Origin of the sequence: Nocardioides sp. NPDC051685 (genome assembly GCF_044453405.1) — a bacterium.
Classification (GTDB): domain Bacteria; phylum Actinomycetota; class Actinomycetes; order Propionibacteriales; family Nocardioidaceae; genus Nocardioides.
In genome coordinates this window covers 90,940-113,630 of the sequence record NZ_JBITCR010000001.1, presented here as the reverse complement: position 1 = coordinate 113,630, position 22,691 = coordinate 90,940, and the positions used below count along the sequence as shown (strand labels likewise).

Here is a 22,691-nt window from a genome sequence, read left to right as displayed (position 1 = left end):
TCGTCGGAGAGACCGCGGACCAGGACTGCTGCAACGCGCCGCGCGGATGCTGCCGACACGTTCGTCGCCAAGGCCTTCAAGGGGGTGAGGGATTCGTGAGGAGTCCTCAGAGTTCAAGAACGGAGTTAATTCCGGGGGTGATGGATAGATCAAAGGCCGGGCACCGATGGGCCAGCATGCCCGGCGGACTCGCGTTTCGACTGAACCAGATCGAGCCGTGTGAGCCTGCGGATGCGGTAGGTCAGCGCGGCGACGGGGTGGCTTTCTGGCAACGGGCCGCTGGCCAGGGCACGGTCGAGCAGTCTGCGGGCGTCGTGGCCGCGGCGATGGAGTGTGTCGAGTTCGCGAGCGAGTTCGATGGCTCCGCCTCTGGTCTGCTCGTCCTGGGTCTGGATCCTTGCCCGATGGATGATCAGCTCGTGCCAGCGCCGGACCGAGTCGCTGTCGCGGCCAATGAGCTGCCGTAGGAGGTGGCGTTGAAACCTGGCGCCGATCGGGTCGTTGACGGCTGGCCCGGTCGGGCGCGGATCGTCCTCGGGCACCCCGTGGGCGGCACGCCACAGGGCGATGGTGTCGTGGAGGTCGCCGAGGACAACGGCGTACCGGGCGATCCAGGCGGGTCGCTTCCCGTTCTCCATTGCAGGAGGTGCGTCGGCGCTGTGCGCGTGGTTGAGGAAGCCGTCTGCGGTCACCTCGACGTGCCGGGCGCGCGCGGCGAGGTATGGACCCTAGCTCGTTGCGCGCGACGCCAGCGGGAACTGAAGGGAGCCAGGGGAGTGGGCCGTCGCCAGCCGCCTCGAGGACGTCCTCCCAACCACTACCGAGCACCCGTTGTGCTCCGGTGGTGACCGCGTCGGCGTAGCGTACGGAGGCGTCGTGGAGCTGGGCCCGGTGCCTCGCCCTTGGCCTCGTAGTAGTCAGCCAAGGCGGTGCTGCCGAGCTCGGTGGTGTCGCCCGCCGCCACCTGCCGGGTCAGATACTCATACCCCGAGCCCGCCGCCAGCTTGTGGATCGTCATCGTCACGTCCCCCAGGGACACGCGGAGGTCGTCCAGTGGCCGCGGGGAGCGGGAATGAAAGAGGTGTGACGCGCTGCGATCCTGTCGGATCGTTGCCCTGGGGGATGAGAATCGTGGGGTCGTCCGGCGACGTCGGGGGCACACTTAGCTGCTGGTTCGATGGCTGTCAGCGGCATGTGATGCGAGACTGGGGGATCCGTTGAGGGACGTCATTTTGCGCATCGTTCGCCCCTCCCGTCGAGTCGATGCTCGCGGTAGGCCTTCGTTTCTTGGAATTCGTCGGACACTTGTGTGCCTGGCTCAGCGTGATGCCAGGCGCCGGCGAACTCGCTCGTGTCGGTGTCGCTCGACCCGCCCCTCGTGTCGCTGTCGTTCGCGCACACCTCCACGACCTGGCCGCTACTGCGACGGGCGGAGCGCTGGGGGATCAGTGTGCTTGGCGAAGGGAACGAGCAGGTGCTGTGCGACCTGCGCCGCCCGACTGCCGGGCTGCCTTCGTGCGCAGGGCCCTCGCGACCGTCGAGGTCGCCCCGCACACGCGGTCAGGCCGGCGATCACACGCTCATGCTGCTCGAGGTGCTCGCACTCGACCTCGACGGTACGCAGGAACCGCTGGTGTTCTTCGGAAGTCAGGTGCGAAGCCTCGCCAGCTGATCTGCAGCTTCCGGCATGTCAGAGGCGAGATGACATCGATGCCACACAGCCCTCATGCGTCCCGCCAGGATGCTCTTTGAACACGTCCGAGCGGCGACGCCGCCGAGTCGTTGCGGAGAGCCCTGAGCCTGTGCCGGTCCTCCACCTGAGCTGATGTCGTCGCCTCCTACTGCCTCACCCGTGAAGGTGTGCCCTGACGAACGTCGACGCACCTTGTCGTCGATGATGACGAGAGTGGCGTCTTCGGCCTGGGCCTGGACGATGAGTATGCGGTCGAATGCGTCGGGGCGGAAGAGTGGGGATCGCACGAGTCGTCCGGCGTGGGCGGCGGTGAGTGGAGTTCGGTGAATCCGTCGCTCTCGATGCCATGGGTGAAGGCGTCGTCAACTTCGAGCTGCCCGAGGGCCTCTAGACGGGCGGGCGGGGGCCGCTGGATCTCCCGTGGTCGATGGCATGAAACGGGCTCCCGGGTGAACAGCTCGCGGAGGGCGCGTCGCCGCACAGGTTTCTCCCGACTTCGTCGAGGCCGCGAGGTTGCACGTCAACTGGACGCTGAACGAGTTCGGTTGTGATGGCGTCGACACACTCAACGTCAGTCCTCTGAACGCGTGGGAATCGACATGTGAGCACGCTCGTCGACACTCGCCGCGTCCACGCCTGTCCGGGCGATCCGCCGAGCGGCGAATGCTCTGGACACATCAGTCTTCGAATGGCTGACCGGTCTGCTGGCGACAGGCGTACGCGGCGTCAAGAGACGTGGTGGCGCCGGACGGCCCTCGCTGCGGTCATGCGGCGTCTTCTTGCGGCGTGTAGTGATCCGGACGAACTTCGCCGGGCATGAGCGTTGGCTTGCAGCCGCATTCGTCATCGCACGCGAGGTAGATGTGTGCCGGGTGGCCGCACCACGGGCACGGAAGATCGTGTGACAGATGGAGCGAACTGATCTGAACGACGTCCCACATGGCGGCGCCTCCTCTCGGTCTGTGCTGGGTTCCTGCAGTAACAACCCCTACCTTCCGCGCGTTGTGGCGTACATCGCATCGTGTGCATTGCGTACATAGGTACGGAGATCGTGTCTGGACGCGACGCCCGCCGCCTGGCGCGGAACACGTCAAAGGCCGCCCACCGTCAAGGCTGGCGCCCTTCGCGCTGGGACGTAGGTCGAGCTCCTGTTCAAGCGGCGTGCAGGTGGTCGCTCTTCTCGGCGAGCACAACGCCGGCGACCTCGTCGGGGCAGAGGTCGGCGTAGACGCGGGTGGCGATGCCGGGCTTCGGCGTGGCCCGCGAGGACGAACGGGAGGCCGGGGAGCTCGGACGCTGCCCGGCCGAAGGCGTTGGCGTTAGCGATCGCGTCGATCGCGATGCCTCGTTGTCGTGCCTGGACATTCGGGGGACTGCGTAGGTGGGTACGTAGAACCTGCTGGACGTAGAAACCTGAGCTGGCACTCCGATCGTCCGGTGAGCGCGCTTGCGCCGGGGACCGCCGTGCGTGTGAGATGGGGCCATGGGTGGCCGTGCGCTCGAGCCCACTCCGCTCGTAGGGCGTAGAAGGGAACTCGAGTCGATCAAGAGACTGCTTGAGAACAGTCGGCTCGTGACGCTCACCGGTGTCGGCGGTGTGGGAAAGACCAGGATCGGCCGGCGCGCGAGCGTCGACCTCGCGCGCGCCTTCAAGGACGGCGTCTGGTTCGTCGAGCTCGCTGATGTCGAGGATCCCGATTTGCTGGGTCAGACGGTTTCGCGTGCCGTGGGGCTCAAGGTCGGCGCCGCTGAGTGGAGCATCTCCGTACTCACAGACTTCCTCGCGCAGCGCCGCGCCCTGCTGGTCCTGGACAACTGCGAGCACTTGATCCAGGCGTGTGCCGACCTTGTCGATGAGGTCCTCATGGCGTGCCCTGGCATCCGCGTGCTCACCACCAGCCAACGGGCGCTCGGCCTGACCAGCGAGGCCATCTTCCAAGTGCCCCCACTTTCGCTCCCCGCGGAGGGCGGCGTCGATCCCGGGATGGTCCACCATTACGGGGCGGTGCGTCTCTTTGTCGAGCGGGCGCGCGCGCTCCGCCCCGCGTTCGAGCTGACGCAGGACAACTCAGTCGATGTCATCGAGCTCTGCCGGGCTCTCGATGGTATTCCCCTTGCGCTTGAGCTGGCTGCAGCCCGGATCCGGGTCCTGAGTCCGCAGGCGATGGTCGACCGGCTCAACGACCGCTATCAGTTGCTGAGCCATGGCTACGCCGGTCGGGTGCCCGACAGGCAGCGATCACTCGAAGCGTCGGTCCAGTGGACATTCGACCTGTGCAGGGACGCCGAGCGTCGACTGTGGGCGGTGCTCTCGGTGTTCCGTGGCGGTATGGGCCTGGAGGACGTCGAGCAGGTGGCGCCCGCTGCTGGCATCGAGGACGTCCTCAACGGCTTGACCGGCCTGGTGGAGAAGTCTGTGCTGCTCCGGGACGACGATGGCGAGCAGGTCAGGTTCCGAATGCTCGAGTCCATCCGACTGTACGGTGAGCAGCGCCTCGAGGCTTCGGGTGATGCGGAGAGGGTCCGTGAGCTGCACCTCCAGCACTTCCTCGCGGTTGCCGAGCGGTGTGGCCGGGAGTGGATCGGGCCGGATCAGGTGGCCTGGTTGGAGCGACTGCGTAACGACCAGCCGAACATCCGCACTGCGCTCCAGTTCTGTGTCGACCGCGCGGACGCAGAACACGCCTGCCGGATCATCAGCAGCCTCGAGGGGTTCTGGCTCGCCGCGGGCCTGGTCCGAGAGGCCCGGCTCTGGTTCGAGCGCGTGTTGCCGTTGGTGTCCGACGACGACCGCGGCCAGGCACCGGTATGGCGTATCGCTGCAATCCGGGTGGCTGCGTGGTTCGCCCTTATCCAGGTCGACATGGTCACCGCTGCCCGCTTGGTTGACGACATGGAGCGGTTGGCGCGGGGGTCGGACGATGACGCAACCGTGGCTCACGTGCTCATGGCGCGGGGCCTCCTGGTCGCGTGGGAAGGCGATGCTGCGCGCGGTCAATCGCTCATCGAGCAAAGTGTCGAACTGCACCGACGGGTCGGGAACATGGCGGACCTCGCATTCGGCATGGTCATCGACGGAATGCTGCTCGGCTTCGATGGTGAGGTGGAACATGCTTGTCAGGTGCAGTCGGAGGTGGTGGCCCTCACCGAGCAGCGTGGAGAGCTTTACTACCACTCGTACGCGCTCTCGATGATCGGGGCACTCTCCCTCGACCCGAAGGCTCCAGAGAGGAGCCGGGAGATGCTCCAGAAGTGCCTCCGGATGAAGCGTCAGCTCGACGACCGTCTCGGGATTGCCAGTTCCATGGAGTTCCTGGCCTGGGTCGCGGCGGTCGAGGGCCGTCCCGAGCGCGCCGCGACTCTCCTGGGCATGGCGACCGCGACGTGGCGCAGCATTGGGATCAGTGTCGATGTGCTCCCGTTCTTCTCCGTGCGCCATGCCGAAGGAGAGGAGGCTGTGCGGCGCATGCTGACGGTCGGGCAGTTCGAGAAGGCGGAGGCGCACGGCGAGAAGATGTCCCTCGAGACGGCGATTTCCTTCGCTCTCGGGGAGGCGAAGGAGACTCCGCGGCCGGCGGCAACCGCCGGGCCGGCGCAGCCTTCGCCGCTCACGCGCCGCGAGACGGAGGTGGCTTCCTTGGTCACCGAGGGGCTCACCAACCAGGAGATCGCGGACCGGCTGGTGATATCGATTCGGACGGCCGAGGCTCACGTCGAGAACATCCTGCGCAAGCTGGGTGTGAGCTCGCGCCATGCCATCGCGGCCTGGTCCATGGGACGCAACGATCTCGAGTGACGGCTGCTTCAAGGCGGCAGCCCGCGCCATAGCAAGGAGCAGCGTGGCTTCAATTGAACGAAATGAGACTCTTTGACTCATAAAGTGCCAGTCATTAGGCCCTCGCGTTGGAGGCAAGGGCGCTGTGGTGGCCGTTCGATTCTGGGCAAACGTGGACTGGGCTGCGCGTGAGCGCGAGGCCCGGGTCGAGGGAGGGCGTGTCCGGTACGTCGACAACGGGGACGGTCCGCCCCTCCTTCTGCATGGCATGGGCGCCCCCTGAGAGAGCTGGCTCGCCAACATTCCCGCCCTTGGTGAGGGGTAACGCGTGATCGCTGTAGATCTGCCGCGGTTCGGCGAGTCCGAGGCGCTGTCCGCGAGTGACGACTTCGGTGCCTACAGTCGGCTGCTGGGGGCTCTGCTCGACGAGCTGGGGATCGGGGCGGTGAGCCTAGTCGGCCACTCGCTCGGTGGCTTGGTGACGCTCTCGTTCACAGCGGTGCCGGCGCACCGCATACGCTGCCTCGTTTGGTGTCCGGTGGCGGCGCTGAGCTCGCCACTGTGCGGTTGAAGGCGATCCAGGCCGTGTTCGGGCTCTTCCGCGTCCTACTTGCGATCCCCGGCGTGTCGTGGCTCCTCCTGCCGCCCCTATCGGGCGGCTGTTGCCGAGTCCCGCGGTGCACGACTGGCGCGACATCCCGCTTGAACTGCTCGCGCGGATGGTCCTCGCACCGTAGGTCCAGGCTCCATGGAAGCAGTACGGCGGGGCAATCGCCAGCTCGGCGAGCGTGACATCGACAAGGTCGTGGCGCCGGTCCTGGTCGTATGGGGCGTCAGGACCGGATCCTGCCGCTCGTCGTGCTCGATGACGTCGGGCACTGCCCCATGTTCTGGATGAGGGTGCGGAACTGTTCGAAGGCGAGGAGCTCGTCGTCATGCCAGTTCTTCGGCGGTCGAGATCGGGCAATGGTGTTAGCACGTGTGTTCGGAGTGAAGACCCCCAGGTTCTAGGCCGCCGCTACGGGTTCGTCCACGCGGGTCGGCGCTTTTGACGCTTTGGGGTTGTGCTCAGTGTGACGCACGTCATAGCATGAGGGTTCAATAAATGAAACATCATCACTCGTTAATTAGGAATTCTTATGCACTCTTCCAGCACGCGGCGGCGCGTGGGATTCGGCGCCCTCTTCTCCTTGGCCACCGCACTGGCGTTGGCGGCATGTTCGAGCGGTGGGAACGTGAAGGAATCGTCAAGTGCTGGCGGACTGGACGCCATGGAGCCGGTGACGTTCACCGTTTCTGAGCCGCTGCCGCCGAATAGTGTGGCGAACATCGCCAACAACGAGTTCATGGACTACGTGACCAAGAAGACGAACGGCAAGGTCTCCTTCGAGGTCTACGACACGAGCACTCTGCACCCGATGGAGCAGGCGCTCTCGGCGATGGAGTCGGGACTTTCGGACATCACGCTGTACATCCCGGGTCTCTTAGCGAGCGAGGCTCCGGCCGGGGCGTGGGCCACGGGCCTAGGCGGGTTCACGACAACATCGCCACTTGACATGCTCGCCGGTTCGGTCGCCGCGATGTCGGTATACCGCGAAGGCGCCATGGCTGCGGAGCTCGCTGCGCACAATGCGGTCTACCTCGGTGGCTTTTCGTCGGAAAGTTATTCGCTGCTATGTACGTCGCCGATGGAGACGCTGGCGGATGCGAAGGGCGTGCTGGGCCGCAGCACGGGAGGCGTCTATGACGACGAGATGGAAGCCATCGGCATGGTCCCGAACCTGATCGATGCCAACGAGGTCTACGAGGGTCTGCAGCGTGGCACGGTCGACTGCCAGGTCGGCCCGGTGTCGACCTTCGAGAAAGAAGGTCTCGCGGAGGTGGCGAAGTACTACACGCCGCTGCCGTTCAGCCCGAACACGGGTGCTGGCTACATCATGAACAAGGACAAGTACGACGGTCTGCCTGACGAGGTGAAGCGGATCTTCCAAGAGGCTGCTCCGCTCTTGGGCCGAGTCAACCGTGAGACGATCAAGAGCTTCCATGCGTGGTACACCACAGCACCGGAAAAGTATGACGTGACGTTTGTGACTCCGGCCGAGGACCTGAGCTCCACTCTGGCGGACTATCGCGGGTCGCAGGCCGCGACACTGGCGGAGCGCGCCCCTGATTCCGTGACCGACTCTGGGGCTGTAGTCGACCAGTTCCAGGCTGTGTATGCGGACTGGGTAAAGATCCTCACTGACGAGTTCAACGTCCCGAAGACCGACGGTTCGCAGGATTCGGCACTCGCGGCCTACGACTTCGTTGCAAACGAGTTCGACTGGGATCGCTATCGCGTGCGCTGGTACGAGTACCTGCGCGACCTCGAGTGAGAGGCGAACCACAGCGTGGCGGCCGGCGCGAACACATCGGTCGCACGCTCGTTCAGCCGGCCGGGACAAGCATGCTGGTTTGGGTCGACTCGGCCCCGGCACTCTGGGGCCTGGGCCAATCCGGTGACCGCAAATGCCATATCCACGGACTTGACGTTGATCCGCTGCTCATAACGGATCAGCGATGAATGCTCGACCAGGCGACGCGCGACGTGACCATCAGACAAGGAGCAAGGCGAACGTGAGCGAACGTAAGACCACACGGCTCAAGCGTATTTTTCAGAGCCCGGAGACGGTGATCATGCCGTTCGGTGTCATGCCGATGCACGCACAGATGGCACAGCGCGCCGGTTTCGAAGCGTTCGAGGTCTCAGGTGGGATGTCGTCCCACTGGCGCGGCGTCCCTGACGTCGGTCTACTCACGCTCACCGAGGTCGTCACGCAAGCCAGAGAAGTCGCGCGGGCTGTAGACATCCCTGTCTATTGCGACGCGGATACCGGCTATGGCGGTGGCCCCGCGAATGTCCGCCGGACTGTCCGAGAGTTCTTCGAGGCTGGCGTGGCCGGCATCCACATTGAGGATCAGAGGGAGCCGAAGAAGGCTGGCGGCCGATCGGGAATCGAGGTCGTCTCCGATGCGGAGGCGATCGGCAGGCTGAACGCGGCCGTGGACGCCCGCGACGAGCTCGACCCGGATTTCGTCATCGTGGCACGCACAGACGGATACGGCGCGGGCGGGGGTGGTCTCGACGAGGCAATCCGGCGTGGCCAGCTCTATCGGGAGGAAACCGACGTCGACGTCATCTTCTACGAGGGACTCCACACCTGGGATCAGATCCGGACCGCGCTCGAGGCAACACCGGGACCGGCGTACGCCATTCCGAACAATGCGATCGGGCGCCGCCCCTCGCTTGACGAACTGAGCGCGATGGGGCAGTCCATCGACATCCTCCCCTTTGTCCTACCGGCCGTACACGAGGTCTGGCGGCTGCTGAGGGCGGTCAAGACGCGCAACAGCTACGAGCCAATGGACGACTACCTCGAGCACATCAAGGACTCCGAAGGCACCGAGCAGTACCAAGGATGGGGCGGCGGTCTCTTCGCCCGACCTGCGTATGACCAGATACGGTCTTGGGAGGAGCAGTACCTCCCTACAGAGCAACAACGTGACTACGTCGACAACGCGAATGCGCTCTTCGACGGCGGACCCTCCACCTGAGCCCACGCTCTCGCGTTGGCTCAGAGCAGCAGCTCCGGCGTCGCGATAGACGATCTCGCCGACCACGCCGGACGAGTCGATGAAATCGGGACTGTCCGATTTCACGTTTCACCTCGTTCCTGCTCCCGAACGAAATGCCAGCCGCACAGTGGGCGACGGTTCTCCGCCCTCGCCTTCGGCAGTTCGCAGGCGATGCTGCGCCAGCATCCCGTCAAGCGGGGCGGTGTCTCCTCTTGTGCCGCGCGGACATCACTGGGGCGAACATCGAGTGATTCGTCACGCCGAGCGGTTCGCCGAGGCTGGAGCGCTCAACTCGCCGTTCAGGGCCAGGTTCGTCCGCAAGTCATGTGCGACCAGAGCGGACGAAGTCGGTGCGCGACGTCGAGATCGCCATCGCTGAGTACGTTGACCGGTTCAACCACCAAGACCCCGAGTCTGCAGCGCGATACATCCGATATCCACACCTGGCAACCGTTTGATGGAACTAAAGGTGTTCTCAAATGGGGCGCGTATCGCGGCCCCGTCGAGGTCAACGCGCAGGACGTCGCGGACGCAAGTTCGGTTCGCTGCGCCCCGCGGCATTACAACGCCGTCCTTGTGATCGCGTTGGTGCCGGGGAGCTGCTGTCTGCCGGATCGGGGCCGTTCACGCCTTGAGCCCGAGTTTGGCGCGGAGCTGCTCGGCGACGTCGTCCTTGTCCCTGCTGTAGGCGACGAAGCCGTCGGCGAGAGCGAGTGCGGGGTCGCCGCCCCCCTTCATCGCGGTACCAGGAATGACTGTGCGCGTCTGGATCCGCCAGCGTCCGTCGCGACGGGTGAAGCGGTCAACGTAGCGATTGCTGGACATGACCTGGAACGGGGCGTCGTCACTGGACGAGCCGGCCAGGGTACTGGCCGCGGGGGTGACGCTCTGCCAGATGAGCACGTACGACTCGACGAACGCCTCGTGATCGGAGGCGAATTCGATGTAGGCGTTGCTCAGGTGGTGGCTGGAGAACTCGATCGTGCTGTGCCGGTTGCGCACCCACTCGATGAAGCCTTCCGGATCGCCCTTGAACACGCCGTGGTCGTCGTGGGCGTCGGGGTGGAAGACCTCGCGCAACTCCTGGATCTCCATCCTGTCAACGGCGCGGCAGAACTGATGTAAACGATGTTGGATCTCGACGCGATCGGCGCAGCGTGCAACGGAGAATTGATCTGTATCCGACATATTTACACTTCTTTCTGGAGGGGACCGTGACGGGGTTGACTGGGCTGGAGGTCGAACTCACGGAGTACCGTGGGGGCAGTGATCGGAAGCGTGTTGACCGGGGAACAAATCGAAAGGTGGCAGCGACGCGCTCCCAACAGACGCGCTCCCAACAATCGTGGAAGTCCGCACGATTCAGTCAGCGCAGTGTTGGATGTGCATCTGTGCTGGTGAGAGGGATGGCCGGTGATGTCCGGGGTCCGCGTCGGCTTGCTCACAACCAACTCCGCTCGGCTCGGCCACTCACGGGGGCGTATACCACCCCGTCAGTTCCGAGCGTTACCTCGACCACATCGTCGTCCCCAACCCGCATCCGCGCCACATCGGAATAAACCACTACGGCGGCAGGACTCGACACGATCGACGCACGCCCTGCAAGCGGTCGGCACGTCCAGCCCGCGGCGATGCTCCGGTCGAGGACGGGCGCTCCCTTCTCGTCCATACCGATGACCCTCACCGCAGATCCGATCGCATTCAAGTGTCCCGGGCTTTCAAACCGTCGACCGACACCCCGGATCTATCCCTGACCGTGTCTCGCTCTTTCCTGGCGTCCTCGGCCAGGAACCGCTCATAGCGGGTCACCCGCTCGCCCCGGAACGTTGTGCTGAGTGTGCAGCTTGCCGCATTGGCCATAGGGACACCATCCGACTGGTTCAGCGTGCGGATTACGCCGCCGGGACGCACCTTGAGGGTCGCTCTCCTAGACGGCCCGCGATGATCCTCCTCGTAGGCACTCACGGTCGTTACACTCCGTGCTCGGGGCTTTCGCCAGTGGTTTCGTCAGGTGGTGCGGTCGGCGGTGTGCCCCAGCCCCCGCCGCCCGCACTCCACGTCCGGAACAGCGTGCCCGCAGGGAGCGGCAGCGAGGTCACCTTGTTCACCGCGGTCCAAGTGTCGCCGCCCGGGTACTTGACCCAGAAGCCGCCGGTCTTTCCAGGCTGGCCGCCGGCGAGACCCCAGGGCGGGTCCACTGTGCGCTCGAGAAGCGTGGTGATCGTCACCGGCGCGAGGGCCTCCCAGATCCGCTCCACGCCAGGGCCGCCCCGGTGCAAGCCGTCGCCGCCGGAGCCCTCGCGGCTTCGGAAGGTATGGAAACGCATCGGCATGCGCGCTTCAGTGAGTTCCATCGGTTCGGTTTGGTTGTCGCCGTGCATGAGGGTGTTGAGCGGTCCAAAACCGTCGCCCTCCGCATGCGCGCCGAACCCGCCGATCTGAGTGCTCCCGGACATCCGAACCTCACCGGTCTCGGTGTGATGGAAGACCATCAACCCGGCCATCGTGGCGTGATGCCCGGCGGCGACGAGCTCCGGATGGACCGAACCTATGGCCTTGAAGAACAGATCGATCATCGTGGGCATCGTCATGTTCCAATGACCCATCGGTGCCATACCGGTGGCGCTGAGGAAGGTTCCAGGCGGGATGCGCACCTCGAGCGGCTCGAACAGCGCCTCGTCCGCGACCCGTTCAGGCGCGACAAGTGACTTGAACGCCACTCGCATCGCACTGATCGCGCCGCCCATGGCGCCGGTGTTGATCGGACTGTCGGACTGAGGGGGCAGGTCCGAAAGATCGACCACGATCGTGTCGCCACGAATCTCGAGCTTCACCTTCAGCTCGAGAGGCGGGGTGCCTGGGCGGCCCCCGTCGTCGGTGCGCACCGAGGCCGCATACTCTCCGTCGGGAAGCCGGGAGACGGCCTCGCGGACGAAACGCCGGCTGTCGGCAAATTGGGCTTCAACGAATGCGGCTACTTCGTCGCCTGGCCAGCGGTGGATGACCTCTTCCTTCCACCGTCGTGCGCCCAACAGGCAGGCGGCGGTAAGTGCCATGAGGTCGCCGACCACATCCTGCGGCATGTAGGTGTTCGCCTCGATAGTGGCGACCACCTCCGGCTCGACCCGTCCTTCACGCACGACACGGAGACCGCGCAGCTGCAACCCCTCCTGGAGCCGGCTCGTCGCGTCCCACGAGATCGATCCGGGGACGATCCCGCCGATGTCCACCCAGTGGGTACGGATGGCGACGTACCCGGCGATTCGCTCTTGCTCGTCGTATACGGGAGTCGCCGTGATGACGTGATTGGACTGCTGCCCGCTCACCGGCGAGTAGTTGTGCAGGAACACGTCGCCCGGGCGGAGGTTTTCTACCCCGATCACCTCGACGGCGTCCGCGACCGATGTGCCCATGTCAGCAAGGAAGAACGGCAGGTTCAGCTTCGATTGCCCGATCAGCCGGAAGTCCGCCGTCAGGATCCCGACGCAGTAGTCCTTGTAGTCGTACACGATCGGGCTGTGGGCCGTGCGGCTGACGTTGACGTCCAACTCGTCGACCACCGAACCGACGGCGTGACGAAACAGCTCCAGGTCGAGCGCGTCGATGCGAATGTCACTCATGTCCAGCCTCCAGGATGTCGGTGAGGTCGATCCGTAGCACGCCGTTGGGGAGCACCTCGACGACGGCTCGAGGAGGCACCACGGTCGTCGCCCCCTCCTCGTAGACGATGGCCGGCCCGACCAACCGCTCTCCGTGAGCAAGAGATGAGCGGGCACGGACCGCCGAGCGGACGGGAGTCTCGTCGAGACCGAAGTAGGACTGGATCGTCTCGGCGGGTGCCGGCACGACCTGTTCTACAGGTAGGGTCGTCGTCGGAAGCGGGTACTCCGCGACCAGCTGCACCTCCACCAGCTCCGCCGGGGCGCCGGCGATGCTGTGTCCGAACCGGTACTCGTACTCCTTCTCGAACAGGGAACTAAACACCTCTGCCGGGTTGGTCGGCATGGAGAGTCCCGACTGCCCGTGGTCGGAGACGAGGACGCCATGATCCTGCCCGCTGTACCGAATGACCAGCGCGTAGGAAACTTCAGGCGTAGCTCCGTGCAGCGACGCGGCATCCTCTTTGAGCTCACCCAGCAGGTCCGCGCCCTCGCTCTCCAGCCGCGCTTGGAGCTCCGGCCAATCGAGATCCTGGAGCTTTCGGCCGATGGCGATACTGCGGTCCATGCGTAGGTTGGTCTGCAGCATCCCGATGGCCGAGAAGTGACCCGGGTGCTGAGGAATCAGAACCTGCCGGATGCCGTTCTCGATGGCGACGTCGCAGGCATGCATAGGCCCGGCCCCGCCGAGTGCGATCAGAGTGAAGTCACGTGGGTCGTGGCCGCGCTCAAGTGTCTGCTGACGCACCGCGGCGGCCATCGACAACACTCCGAGTTTGAGGATACCGAGTGCCAGCCGCGTCGTGGACATGTCCAGCCGCTGCGCCAACGATTCCAGCGCCAGCCGGGCGGCCTCGGCGTCGAGCTCCAGTGAGCCGAGGAAACGCTGCGGAACGACGCGGCCGCAATATACGTTCGCGTCGGTGATAGTCGGAGCCGTTCCGCCGCGACCGTAGCTCGCGGGTCCAGGGTCCGAGCCGGCCGAGCGCGGTCCCACGACGAGGCGGCCGGCATCCTCGGCTGCGATCGATCCGCCCCCTGAACCGATCTCGATAATGTCCACTGTCGGCACCTGGATCGGCGTGCCCCGCTCGCGCCCGTTGATCCAGTAGAGATCCGTGGACGCGAACCGATAGTTTTCGACCAAGGCCGCCTTCGCGGTCGTTCCACCCATGTCGAAGGTGACGACGTTGGGGAGCTCCAGTTCACGCGCGAGGGTCTGTGCCGCGATCACTCCGGCGACCGGCCCGGATTCCACCATCCGGACGGGCAGTCGCTTGGCGAGACTCATGCTCAGTGCGCCGCCCGAGCTGTCCAAGAGCAGTAGTTCGCCGGCGTACCCAGCGGCCCGCATCCCGTCCTTGAGACCGTCGAGGTAGTTCGCCACCTCCGGAGCAACGAACGCGTTGGCCGCTGCGGAGCTCGTGCGCTCGTACTCGCGCCACTGTCGGCCGAGCTCGTGGGAGGACGTGACGTGAACCTTCGGGAGCGACCGACGCAGGTGCTCTGCGACGGTGCGCTCGTTGTCCGGCGCCACGTACGAGTTGAGGAAGGCGATGGCGACCGACTCCACCGCGAGGTCCGCCAGAGTGTCGGCCAGCCTGTCGAGCTCGTCGGGATCCGGGGCGCGGAGGACCTCGCCGGAGCTTGCACTGCGCTCGTCCACCTCGAAGATGAGTTCTCTCGGGATCAATGGCGAGTCGGGCCGGTAGCGGATGTCGAACCCGGCGGGTCGTCCGCCTCGGCGCAGGTGCAGCACATCTCCGAAACCACGCGTCGTGACGAGCGCTGCGCGGGACCCGTGTCGCTCGAGCAGGGCGTTGATGACGAGCGTGGAACCGTGGCTGACGATGCCGTCCGGGCGGGAAAGGTCCACATCGACGTCCTCCAGCGCCGCGACCACCGCGCGTTGCTCCGCGCCGTGCGTGGTGAGGTGCTTGGAGACGTGCAGCCTGCCCGCATCATCTATAGCGGCAAGATCGGTGAATGTTCCGCCGATGTCCACGCCGATGCGCGGAGCGGTTGCGTCCCGGTTCTGCATGTCTGCTCACTTCCTGACGTCGCGGCGTACCTCGGGGAATTCCTGTGTATCGGACGCACCGCGTCCTCGGGCCGCCACGTCACCAGTGAGCCTAGGAGCGGGGCGGAAGGGCCGTCCAATGCCAATCTTCGGCAAAAATATGCACGGAGGGAATGTTTGTGTGGTGGGTGGACCGGTAGGCTTCCCGAATCGTGCAGCGGCGGACGGGAAGGTCGACGACCGAAATGCTCGACTTGCACAAGCTTTATCAGTTCCACACTCTGGCGAGCATCGGCAGTTATGCAAAGGCTGCTGGGGTGCTCAACGTGACGCAGCCATCGCTGACGCGGGCCGTGCAGGCGCTGGAACGCCAGTACGATGTCCGTCTGATTGATCGCTCCCGCGGTCGCAGTGGCATCCAGTTGACCGACGCCGGCCTCGAGTTGTATGCCCGCGCCGGTCAGCTTCTGAACGAGTCGGACGCGATCGAGCGCCGGCTGCGCGACGACGCTACATCTGCCGAAGTGTTAGCCTTTGGGTGTGGCCCGGTGCTCTCCACGATGCTTCTCCACCAGATCTCCGCGCAGTTCGCAGAAGGCCCCCCGGACCGACGGGTCAGGGTCCTAGTCGCTCCTGCGCCGGCCCTTCTTGATTCGCTCCTCGATGGCACCATCGAGTTCTACCTCGGTCATGTCCCGCTCGGCGAGCGCTCCACGTCTCGGCTGCGGCAGAGATTCTTCGCGCGCTGGCCGCGGATAGGGCTGTGGGTCGCTCGCGATCACCCGCTGCTCTCGCAGCCGCGAATCAGGTTCAAGGACCTGACCGGGTTCCCGAGATTGTCGACCACGACCTGGGCGAACGAGATGGCGATGGTCGCGGACGACGACACGCGCGCGATGCTTGACTCGACGATCTGCATCGATGACCACCCTGCGCTGGTCAACCTCGCCTTGAACACCGACGGGATCCTCATCTCAGTGCTCGACAACTCAGCAGCCGGCCTGGTTGAGCTGCCCGTGCCGCTCGACGCCGATCTCATCGCGGTCGCCATCAACGTGGTGTCGATACGGGGAATTCCCTTATCGCCACGTGCGACACAGGTGCTCGAAGAACTGCGTCGTACCTACGGCTCAGCGGCTTCCGCTGCCGCGATTGAGCGCTCCGCGAAGGATTCCGCAGACTGACGCGCACCGGCCTGCGTTATTCGTGACTCGTATTGGCCAATACGACATCGGCATTGGACTTGCCTTGATCAGTCTGAGGAGGATCAGACCGGGGAAGGTCCGTGCGGCGGGGCGTGCAGTCGTGCGCGGCAGTCGCGAAACGGGAGTGCATACTCCGGACGCGGATCCTGACGAAAGGAACGCAACAAGATGACGAGCAGAACCGCGGTGGTCAGGTCTGCCTGCGTTGCAGCCGCAGCCCTCATGCTGACTGCCTGCGCACAGCCGACAACGTCAGATCCCGGGTCGCAACTCGAAGATGTCGACGCCGTTACCCTCACCGTCAGCACACCGCTGCCAGCCAACTCGTCGCTTGGGATCGCGATGGCGGCTTTCATGGACCGCGTGCGCGAAGAGAGCGGGGGAAAGATCGACTTCGAGCTCTTTGATAGCAGCACCCTCCACGGAAACGAGGAGGCGCTGTCGGCGCTCGAGTCGGGCCTGACGGACATCACCAACCTGAACCCGAGCTTCTTCCCGGACGACCTGCCCGCGTACACCTGGGTCCAGAACTTCGGGGTCCTCGCAACCGGGGAGACCCCACAAGACATTCTTGCCGGGACGCCTGCAGGCCAGGTCGTGTTCTCCACGACCGACGCAACAAGCCAGGAGCTGGCGGGCCACAACGCGGTGGCACTGAGCGTCCTCAGCACCGAGGGGTACACCCTCGCATGCAATGAACCAGTCACCACCCTTGAGCAGGCGAAGGGCAAGCTTGTGAGGACAGTGGGCGGCGCATGGGATCAGGAGGCCGAGGCGCTCGGCATGACGACCGTCTTGCTTGACAACAAAGAGGTGTACGAGGGCCTGCAGCGCGGCGTTATCGACTGCGCGATCGGCGCGCCCGCGACGCACCTTGCCTTCGGCCTTGCTGAGGTCGCGAAGTACTACATGCCGCTCCAGTTCACCGCGAACACCGGATCCACGATCGCCATGAATAAGGAGACGTTGGACGGGCTCCCCGCTGACGCTCAGCAAATCCTGCGTGAGGCTGCCGCGCTGGTCCCTGTCGTGAACGCTCGGGAACTCGAGGCACAAAGCGTCGAGTGGCTGGAGACTGCCGCTGAGGAGGGCGTCGAACTCGTCGAGGTCGAGAACGATCTCTCTGAGGCTCTCGAAGACCTCCAAACTGCTCGCGGCGAGGAACTGCCAAGCACAGCCCCGGCGTCCGTCTCCCACCCGGACACGGCGGTCGAAGCGTATCGTGGCGCCTTTGACGAGTGGAAGCAGATCCTCGCGGAGGAGTTCGGGCTCGAGCCGAACGACGGCTCCGCCGCTGCCATCGAGGAGGACCTGCGGTTCCTGTCGACGGACTTCGACTGGGAAGCGTACACAGCCAGGTTCATCGAGTTCCTCAACGATTCCGGGGATTAGAAGCGCGCCCGTGGGAACAAGCCTTTGTCCGAGTTGAAGGCGGCCCGCCGAATGGTCGAGTTGCTGCGGGAGCGATCGACAGCCGACTCGGGCAAGACCAATGCGGCGGGGACCGTGATCCACTCGGACCAGGGCGTTCAATTCGGCTCCCTCGACATCCTCCGCAACGGCCTTGACTCCCCCGTCCGCAGCATGGGCAAGCATCAGTGCTTGCGCTGCAATCGCTCTTCGAGAACAGTGGCCTTCAGGTGCGCGGCGTTCGTTCCCTACCGTCCGCCGATCCGGCCTCCGTGAACGATGTGCCGAGGTAGCTCTCACGCAGGCGGTCGAGGTTGTCGAGACTTGCGATGTCTGTGTCGATGGTGATCTGACCGCCGTCTAGGACGGCGACTCGATCGGCGACGGCGAGGGAGTGGTCGATGAGTTGCTCCACCAGGAGGACGCACAGTCCGTCCTTGGCCAGTGACGCGATCTCGCCGAAGACTTGTTCGACGATCGCGGGGGCAAGGCCGGCCGAAGGCTCATCGAGCATGAGCACGGTCGGTTGGGGCATGAGTGCCTGTGCGATGGCGAGCATCTGCTGCTGGCCGCCGCTGAGGGAGCCGGCGACGTCCCGTCTCTTCTCCTTCAGAATGGGGAATCGCTCGTAGGCCCGATCGATGCCATCACTGATGGCCCCCCGCGTACGTCTGATGCTGTAACCGCCGAGGCGGAGGTTGTCCTCCACGCTCCTGGCGCGGAAGACTCGTTTGCCTTCTTGAACCAGTCCCACGCCGGCTTGAACACGGTCCACCGTGGTCCCGGTCTGGGGCGTGCCGAACAAGGACACGGTTCCCTCCATGGTGGGGATCAGGCCCGCGATGGCAGAGAGGGTGGTCGTCTTCCCGGCTCCGTTGCGTCCCAGGAGAACTGTGAGTTCGTGTGGGCGACATGCCAGGGAGACCCCTCGTACGATCTTGAGGGGACCATATCCGGCCGCGAGTCCCTCGACGAGCAATGCGACTTCGCTCATGCGACTCCTCCTGTCCGGGTGGTTGACTTGCCGGTTCGTTGCACTGCTGTCTTCCCGAGGTAGGTCTCGATGACCTCAGGGTTGTTGCGAACTTCCGTGGGTGTTCCGGAGGCGATCAGGCCACCTAGGTGGAGGACGTCGATGCGGTCGGCGACGCTCGTGATCATCTCGAAGTTGTGCTCGACGATGACGATGGTTGCGCCAGCATTCCGCAGTTGGCGGATGACGGCGGCGAGGGCGGTGACCTCCGATTCGTCGAGCCCTGAAGCGGGCTCGTCGAGCAGCAGCAGCTCGGGCTCCGAGGCGAGCGCTCGGGCGACCTCGAGGATTCGTCGGGTGCCGAGGGGAAGGGTGTCGGCGGGATCGTCCGCGTGCTTGGCGATGCCCATCAGGGACAGAAGCTTGATGGCTGTCTCGCGGTCTTGGCGGGCGGCTCGACGCGAGCTGGGCAGGCCGAGCATGCTGGCCAGCGCGCTGGTGCGCTCGGTCCGGTAGCGGGCGCTCGCCACGACCTCTGCGGCGGTCAGTTCCTTGGGCATGATGGGGGTCTGGAAGGTGCGTGCGACTCCAGCTCCGGCGATCTGGTGTGGGGGCAGCCCGGTGATGTCGCGATCGCCGAGCATCACGGTGCCTTCGTCGGGGCGGACGAACCCACTGATGGCGTTCAGCAGCGTTGTCTTTCCTGATCCGTTCGGGCCTATCAGGGCGGTGACTGTCCCGGGTTCGGCATGGAAGTCGACCTGGTTCAGGGCTGTGTTGCCCCCGAAGCGCTTGAGTAACCCGTTGACCTGCAGGGCGCTCCCATGGAGCGCGCCGAAATCGGCAGGTTTCTCCATGGCTGCGCGAACGTCGCTGCTCAGGTCGGAGCCGGCGAGGAAGCGCCGTACGAGCTTCTGGAGCAGTCCCGCCACGCCTCCGGTGAAGAACAGGCCACCGACCACGAGCAGGAGCCCGAACACGATTAGTGCGTATTCCTGCAGGCCACCGGTCCGAAGTGGGCCGACCACCATGATCGTCGCGCCGAAGACGGCGCCGTAGATGCTGCTGGACCCGCCGATGATGGAAGCGGCGAGAATGGCAACGGCCATCGAGAACCCGAATGATTCTGCGGTGACAACGCCCTGGTCGTAGGCGAACAGGCATCCAGCTGCCCCTGCGGGGAGTGCGCTGATGACGTACGCCGTGAGCTTGAGCCGGGACACCGAGTAGCCAAGCGAGCGAGCCAGGTCGGGGCTTTCGCGCATGACCTTGAGGGCGGTTCCCTGTCGGAACTTGATGAAGTTGCGTAGCAGGGCGAGGAAGACCATCGTCACGCCGATCACGAGGACGAAGTAGCTTTCGGTGTTGAGCTCCGTCCCGAGCAGGGTGGGCAGCGGAATTCCGAACATCCCGATCGAGCCGCCGGTGACCGGGCTGAGGAGTTCGACGATGTCGGGGATCAGCAGCACCATGAAGAACGTCACCATGCCCAACGACCACGACCCGAGTCGCAGGCCAGGTCCGCCGGTGACGACGCCGATGGCGGCTGCGGCAACGACAGCGATCAGCATCGTGAGGGGTAGAGCGAGTCCTTGGATGGCGAAGTAGCCCGCAAAGTAGGCGCCCGTGGCGTAGATGGCCGACTGTCCCAGCGCTAGCTCGCCCGCGAATCCAAAGGCGATGTTGAGGCCGGCAACCAGCATGGTCAGCAGGGCGATCGAGATGGTGAGCCGCAAGGTGCCGCGCGAGACGCCAAGGAGTGGCATGACCATCACCAGGAAGCCACCGGCGAGGGGTAGAAGCCAGAAGGGAAGCTGGCGGTAGGTGTCAACAGACATGCGCTTCATCAAACGGTCCTTCCGACGCGGCGGGCGAAGATGCCGTTGGGGATGAGCAACAGGATGAGAAGCAGCAGAAAGAACACGATGATGTTCTCCCACTCGGTGCCCAGGTATCGGGCCCCGAAGACCTCCACCAGACCGACACCGAAACCTCCGACCAAGGCGCCGCGGTAGCTGCCGAAACCACCGACCGCGAGGGCGACGAAGGCCTTGACAGCGAGAAGGTCACCCAGGTTGTAGACGACGTAGGTCTTGGCGGCAACGAGCGGCCCGACCACGGCCATCAACGCCCCGGCGACAGCGAATGCGCCAACCGCGATGGCTCCGGCGTTGATGCCGCGAAGCGACGCCGCCGGGCGATCCTCGGAAGTGGCGAGGATAGCCAGGCCGATCATGGTCCGCTTGGTCAGAACGCCGACGCCAGCGCCAAGGAGGAGCGCTGCGGCGATCGTGAGCAGTTCGGTCAGCAAGACCCGTCCTCCGAGCACGCCGACGGCGTGGTCGGAGGCGACGTACTCGAGCTGTCGCGGCTCGGATCCCCAAACAGCCAACGCGATTCCGGAGAGGAGCGTCGCGACGCCGAGTGTGGTGACCAGTTCGTTGTGACCACCGTGTCCCCGGAGCCATCGGATGGCCAGAACCTCCTCCAAACTGCCGATCACTGCTCCAACGGTCGCGCACACGGCGAGCGCGATCCACAACGGAACGTCGCTGGCTGAGCTGACTACGTAGGCCGTGAAGGCTCCGATCATCACGAACTGAGCTTGAGCGAAGTTGAAGACTCGCGAGGCGATGAAGACGATGTTGTAGCCGATGGCGACCATGGCGTAGATGGCGCCGACTGCCAGTCCGGCGAAGATCGTGGTCACCATCGTGGGCATCTCCTGCTGATCGATGGCGTCGGCTTCTGGGAGTCCTGCGGGGCAGGCGGGGTTTGGCGCATCTGGGGTCATTCCGTTCGCGAATGGAGCGAAGCGGGTGGGCCCGGGGGTGGGTCCACTCGAACCGGCTTGCTCATCAGCCGGTGTCGGTTGCTACTTCGACGAGGTGATCAGGCCGTTGACGATGGGCCTAGGGGAGACCACTGTCATGGCGTCGGCGGGATCGATGTCGAACTGGTGGTGTGATGTCTGGAATCGGTAGGAGGGCATGAAGACGTAGGGCGAGTCCGAGCCACCCTTCTCCTCGAGTTCGAGCCATGCAGCTTTGAGGTCCTCTGCATCGTCACTCTCGGAGCTCTCCCACGCGGCCTTGGCCAGGAAGACCAGGTCCCACATGACCGCGTACTGGGAGATCGGCTGGTCGATCTTGGTCCCTGCGGCCGACAGGGTGTCGAGCATCTGCTGGTAGCCGGCGGAGCGTGGGGCGTCCTCGGGGAGCGGGTAGTAGGCGAGGATCTTGACGTTGTCCCAGTCCGACGGTCCGCTGACCTGGGACAGGTCGATGGAGCCGAAGTCGGCGTGTCCGTAGGTTGGGATGTTCCAGCCGAGCTTGGTGCGGCTCTTTAGCGCGTAGCCTGCGACAGGACCGAGGCCCTGAAGCACGAGCACGTCGGGGTCCTCGCTCTCGAGCGCTTGCAGCTGGGCCGTCATGTCGACGTCGTTCGGTGCGTAGGCGGCGTCGGCCATCGTCGCGCCGGCCGTGTCGAGGGCAGACGCATACGCCTCGGCGACAGCTTGACCGTTGGCGTCGTTGGAGTGGAGCATCGCAACCTTCTTGGCGCCGCTCTTGACGATCTCATCGACCAACGCCTGGACCTGCGTCTTGTTCGGGACCACCATGCCGAAGTGGTAGGGGTACTTCTCTCCGTCGTTGAGGGTCGCCTGCTGGCCCGACGACACAATCCCTTCCCGGGTCAGGGCCGAGATCAGAGCCAGGCCGACATTGCTGGTCGAGCCCGCGACCACGAGGTCGATCGATCCCTTGTCCAACTGCTCCTGCAGCAGGGTCGTCGCCTTCGCTGGGTCGAGACCGTCGTCCTTGGTGACGATGCGAACCATGCGGCCGTCGATACCGCCGTCCTTGTTGACGACCTCAGCGGCAGCTTTGAGGGCTGCCACATTCGCCGCCGCGGGGGCTGCAAGAGGGCCGCTGAGACCGAGACTGGCGTAGATCGTGAATGCGTTTGACGAGCCTGTGGTGTTGCTCCCAGAGTCCGATCCACCACATCCGGCTAGTGCCATCGCGGCGGCGAGCACGCCTACCGCGAGTTTGCGACTGAACACAGTTCCTCCTCTGAACTCGACCCTGGTAGGCCAGGAGGGGCCGACAGCATGGCCAGGCGCGTCGAGCAGTGTTGTTGGGGTCTTGGCGTCCGCGCGATGAGCGTCCGCCGGCCGCACTCGTATGTGGCGGGTGTCACGCTAGTTCGGCCCCTCGGCACAGGGCAACCACCATTTGCTGCGGAGTCGTTCATATAGTGAGAATTTTCGGCCGCCGAAGTTCCCCGAACGCCACCGTCCTGCGGTCAACGAACCAAAACAGGTACCTCTACCCGTAG

General features: G+C 65.0%; 17 protein-coding genes and 1 pseudogene. 7 read left to right on the top strand and 11 right to left on the bottom strand.

The annotated features are described in order from the left end of the window. Window positions 1-149 precede the first annotated feature (149 nt). Window positions 150-692, bottom strand: coding sequence for a hypothetical protein (locus ACIA03_RS00495; RefSeq protein ID WP_396978211.1), 543 nt, complete (start codon window positions 690-692; stop codon window positions 150-152). Window positions 693-817: 125 nt separating this feature from the next. Next, on the bottom strand, window positions 818-1,018 hold the full coding sequence (locus ACIA03_RS00490; RefSeq protein ID WP_396978208.1) for a hypothetical protein: 201 nt from the start codon (window positions 1,016-1,018) through the stop codon (window positions 818-820). Window positions 1,019-1,345: 327 nt separating this feature from the next. On the opposite strand from ACIA03_RS00490, the pseudogene ACIA03_RS00485 reads away from it, so the two are divergent. Continuing rightward, window positions 1,346-1,672 (top strand): annotated as a pseudogene (locus ACIA03_RS00485) (flavin reductase family protein); the annotation flags it as partial. 1,173 nt (window positions 1,673-2,845) lie between these two features. Here the strand turns inward: ACIA03_RS00485 and ACIA03_RS00480 are convergent. Continuing rightward, window positions 2,846-3,058 carry a hypothetical protein gene (locus tag ACIA03_RS00480; protein ID WP_396978205.1) on the bottom strand — a complete coding sequence of 71 codons (213 nt, stop codon included), beginning with the start codon at window positions 3,056-3,058 and terminating at the stop codon, window positions 2,846-2,848. Window positions 3,059-3,266: 208 nt separating this feature from the next. On the opposite strand from ACIA03_RS00480, the gene ACIA03_RS00475 reads away from it, so the two are divergent. The 4 genes from ACIA03_RS00475 to ACIA03_RS00460 all read left to right on the top strand — a co-directional run bounded on the left by ACIA03_RS00475 (window position 3,267) and on the right by ACIA03_RS00460 (window position 9,062). Then, entirely contained in the window at window positions 3,267-5,489 is a 2,223-nt protein-coding gene (locus tag ACIA03_RS00475) for an ATP-binding protein (protein WP_396978202.1), read from the top strand. Between the two features lie 307 nt (window positions 5,490-5,796). After that, window positions 5,797-6,039, top strand: coding sequence for an alpha/beta fold hydrolase (locus ACIA03_RS00470; RefSeq protein ID WP_396978199.1), 243 nt, complete (start codon window positions 5,797-5,799; stop codon window positions 6,037-6,039). Between the two features lie 568 nt (window positions 6,040-6,607). Next, window positions 6,608-7,843 carry a TRAP transporter substrate-binding protein DctP gene (dctP, locus tag ACIA03_RS00465; RefSeq protein WP_396978197.1) on the top strand — a complete coding sequence of 412 codons (1,236 nt, stop codon included), beginning with the start codon at window positions 6,608-6,610 and terminating at the stop codon, window positions 7,841-7,843. 241 nt (window positions 7,844-8,084) lie between these two features. Then, complete coding sequence (locus ACIA03_RS00460; protein ID WP_396978194.1) at window positions 8,085-9,062, top strand: oxaloacetate decarboxylase; 978 nt, start codon at window positions 8,085-8,087, stop codon at window positions 9,060-9,062. A gap of 645 nt (window positions 9,063-9,707) precedes the next feature. On the opposite strand, the gene ACIA03_RS00455 is transcribed toward ACIA03_RS00460, so the two are convergent. From ACIA03_RS00455 to ACIA03_RS00440, 4 genes are all read right to left on the bottom strand, one after another. Continuing rightward, a complete protein-coding gene (locus ACIA03_RS00455; RefSeq protein WP_396978192.1) occupies window positions 9,708-10,271 on the bottom strand; it encodes a nuclear transport factor 2 family protein in 564 nt (187 codons plus the stop codon). 513 nt (window positions 10,272-10,784) lie between these two features. Continuing rightward, window positions 10,785-11,048, bottom strand: coding sequence for a hypothetical protein (locus ACIA03_RS00450; protein WP_396978189.1), 264 nt, complete (start codon window positions 11,046-11,048; stop codon window positions 10,785-10,787). Window positions 11,049-11,053: 5 nt separating this feature from the next. Beyond that, window positions 11,054-12,703 carry a hydantoinase B/oxoprolinase family protein gene (locus ACIA03_RS00445; protein WP_396978186.1) on the bottom strand — a complete coding sequence of 550 codons (1,650 nt, stop codon included), beginning with the start codon at window positions 12,701-12,703 and terminating at the stop codon, window positions 11,054-11,056. Beyond that, window positions 12,696-14,783 (bottom strand): hydantoinase/oxoprolinase family protein, encoded by a 2,088-nt coding sequence (locus ACIA03_RS00440; RefSeq protein ID WP_396978184.1) that lies wholly within the window; start codon window positions 14,781-14,783, stop codon window positions 12,696-12,698. The genes ACIA03_RS00445 and ACIA03_RS00440 overlap by 8 nt, the downstream gene beginning before the upstream one ends. 224 nt (window positions 14,784-15,007) lie before the next feature. On the opposite strand from ACIA03_RS00440, the gene ACIA03_RS00435 reads away from it, so the two are divergent. Both ACIA03_RS00435 and dctP (ACIA03_RS00430) read left to right on the top strand, forming a co-directional pair. Beyond that, window positions 15,008-15,946, top strand: a complete 939-nt coding sequence (locus ACIA03_RS00435; protein ID WP_396978181.1) for a LysR family transcriptional regulator — start codon at window positions 15,008-15,010, stop codon at window positions 15,944-15,946. Window positions 15,947-16,135: 189 nt separating this feature from the next. Continuing rightward, on the top strand, window positions 16,136-17,359 hold the full coding sequence (dctP, locus tag ACIA03_RS00430) for a TRAP transporter substrate-binding protein DctP (RefSeq protein ID WP_396978179.1): 1,224 nt from the start codon (window positions 16,136-16,138) through the stop codon (window positions 17,357-17,359). Window positions 17,360-17,603: 244 nt separating this feature from the next. On the opposite strand, the gene ACIA03_RS00425 is transcribed toward dctP (ACIA03_RS00430), so the two are convergent. From ACIA03_RS00425 to ACIA03_RS00410, 4 genes are all read right to left on the bottom strand, one after another. Further along, window positions 17,604-18,371 carry an ABC transporter ATP-binding protein gene (locus ACIA03_RS00425; RefSeq protein WP_396978177.1) on the bottom strand — a complete coding sequence of 256 codons (768 nt, stop codon included), beginning with the start codon at window positions 18,369-18,371 and terminating at the stop codon, window positions 17,604-17,606. Beyond that, window positions 18,368-20,290: an ATP-binding cassette domain-containing protein gene (locus ACIA03_RS00420; RefSeq protein ID WP_396978175.1), complete on the bottom strand. Its 1,923-nt coding sequence runs from the start codon at window positions 20,288-20,290 to the stop codon at window positions 18,368-18,370. The genes ACIA03_RS00425 and ACIA03_RS00420 overlap by 4 nt, the downstream gene beginning before the upstream one ends. Then, window positions 20,197-21,063 (bottom strand): branched-chain amino acid ABC transporter permease, encoded by an 867-nt coding sequence (locus ACIA03_RS00415; RefSeq protein ID WP_396978172.1) that lies wholly within the window; start codon window positions 21,061-21,063, stop codon window positions 20,197-20,199. Before ACIA03_RS00415 ends, ACIA03_RS00420 begins: the two co-directional genes overlap by 94 nt. Window positions 21,064-21,225: 162 nt before the next feature. Further along, the gene (locus tag ACIA03_RS00410; RefSeq protein ID WP_396979862.1) at window positions 21,226-22,374 is read right to left on the bottom strand and encodes an ABC transporter substrate-binding protein; all 1,149 of its coding nucleotides are present in this window, start codon (window positions 22,372-22,374) and stop codon (window positions 21,226-21,228) included. Window positions 22,375-22,691: the final 317 nt, after the last annotated feature.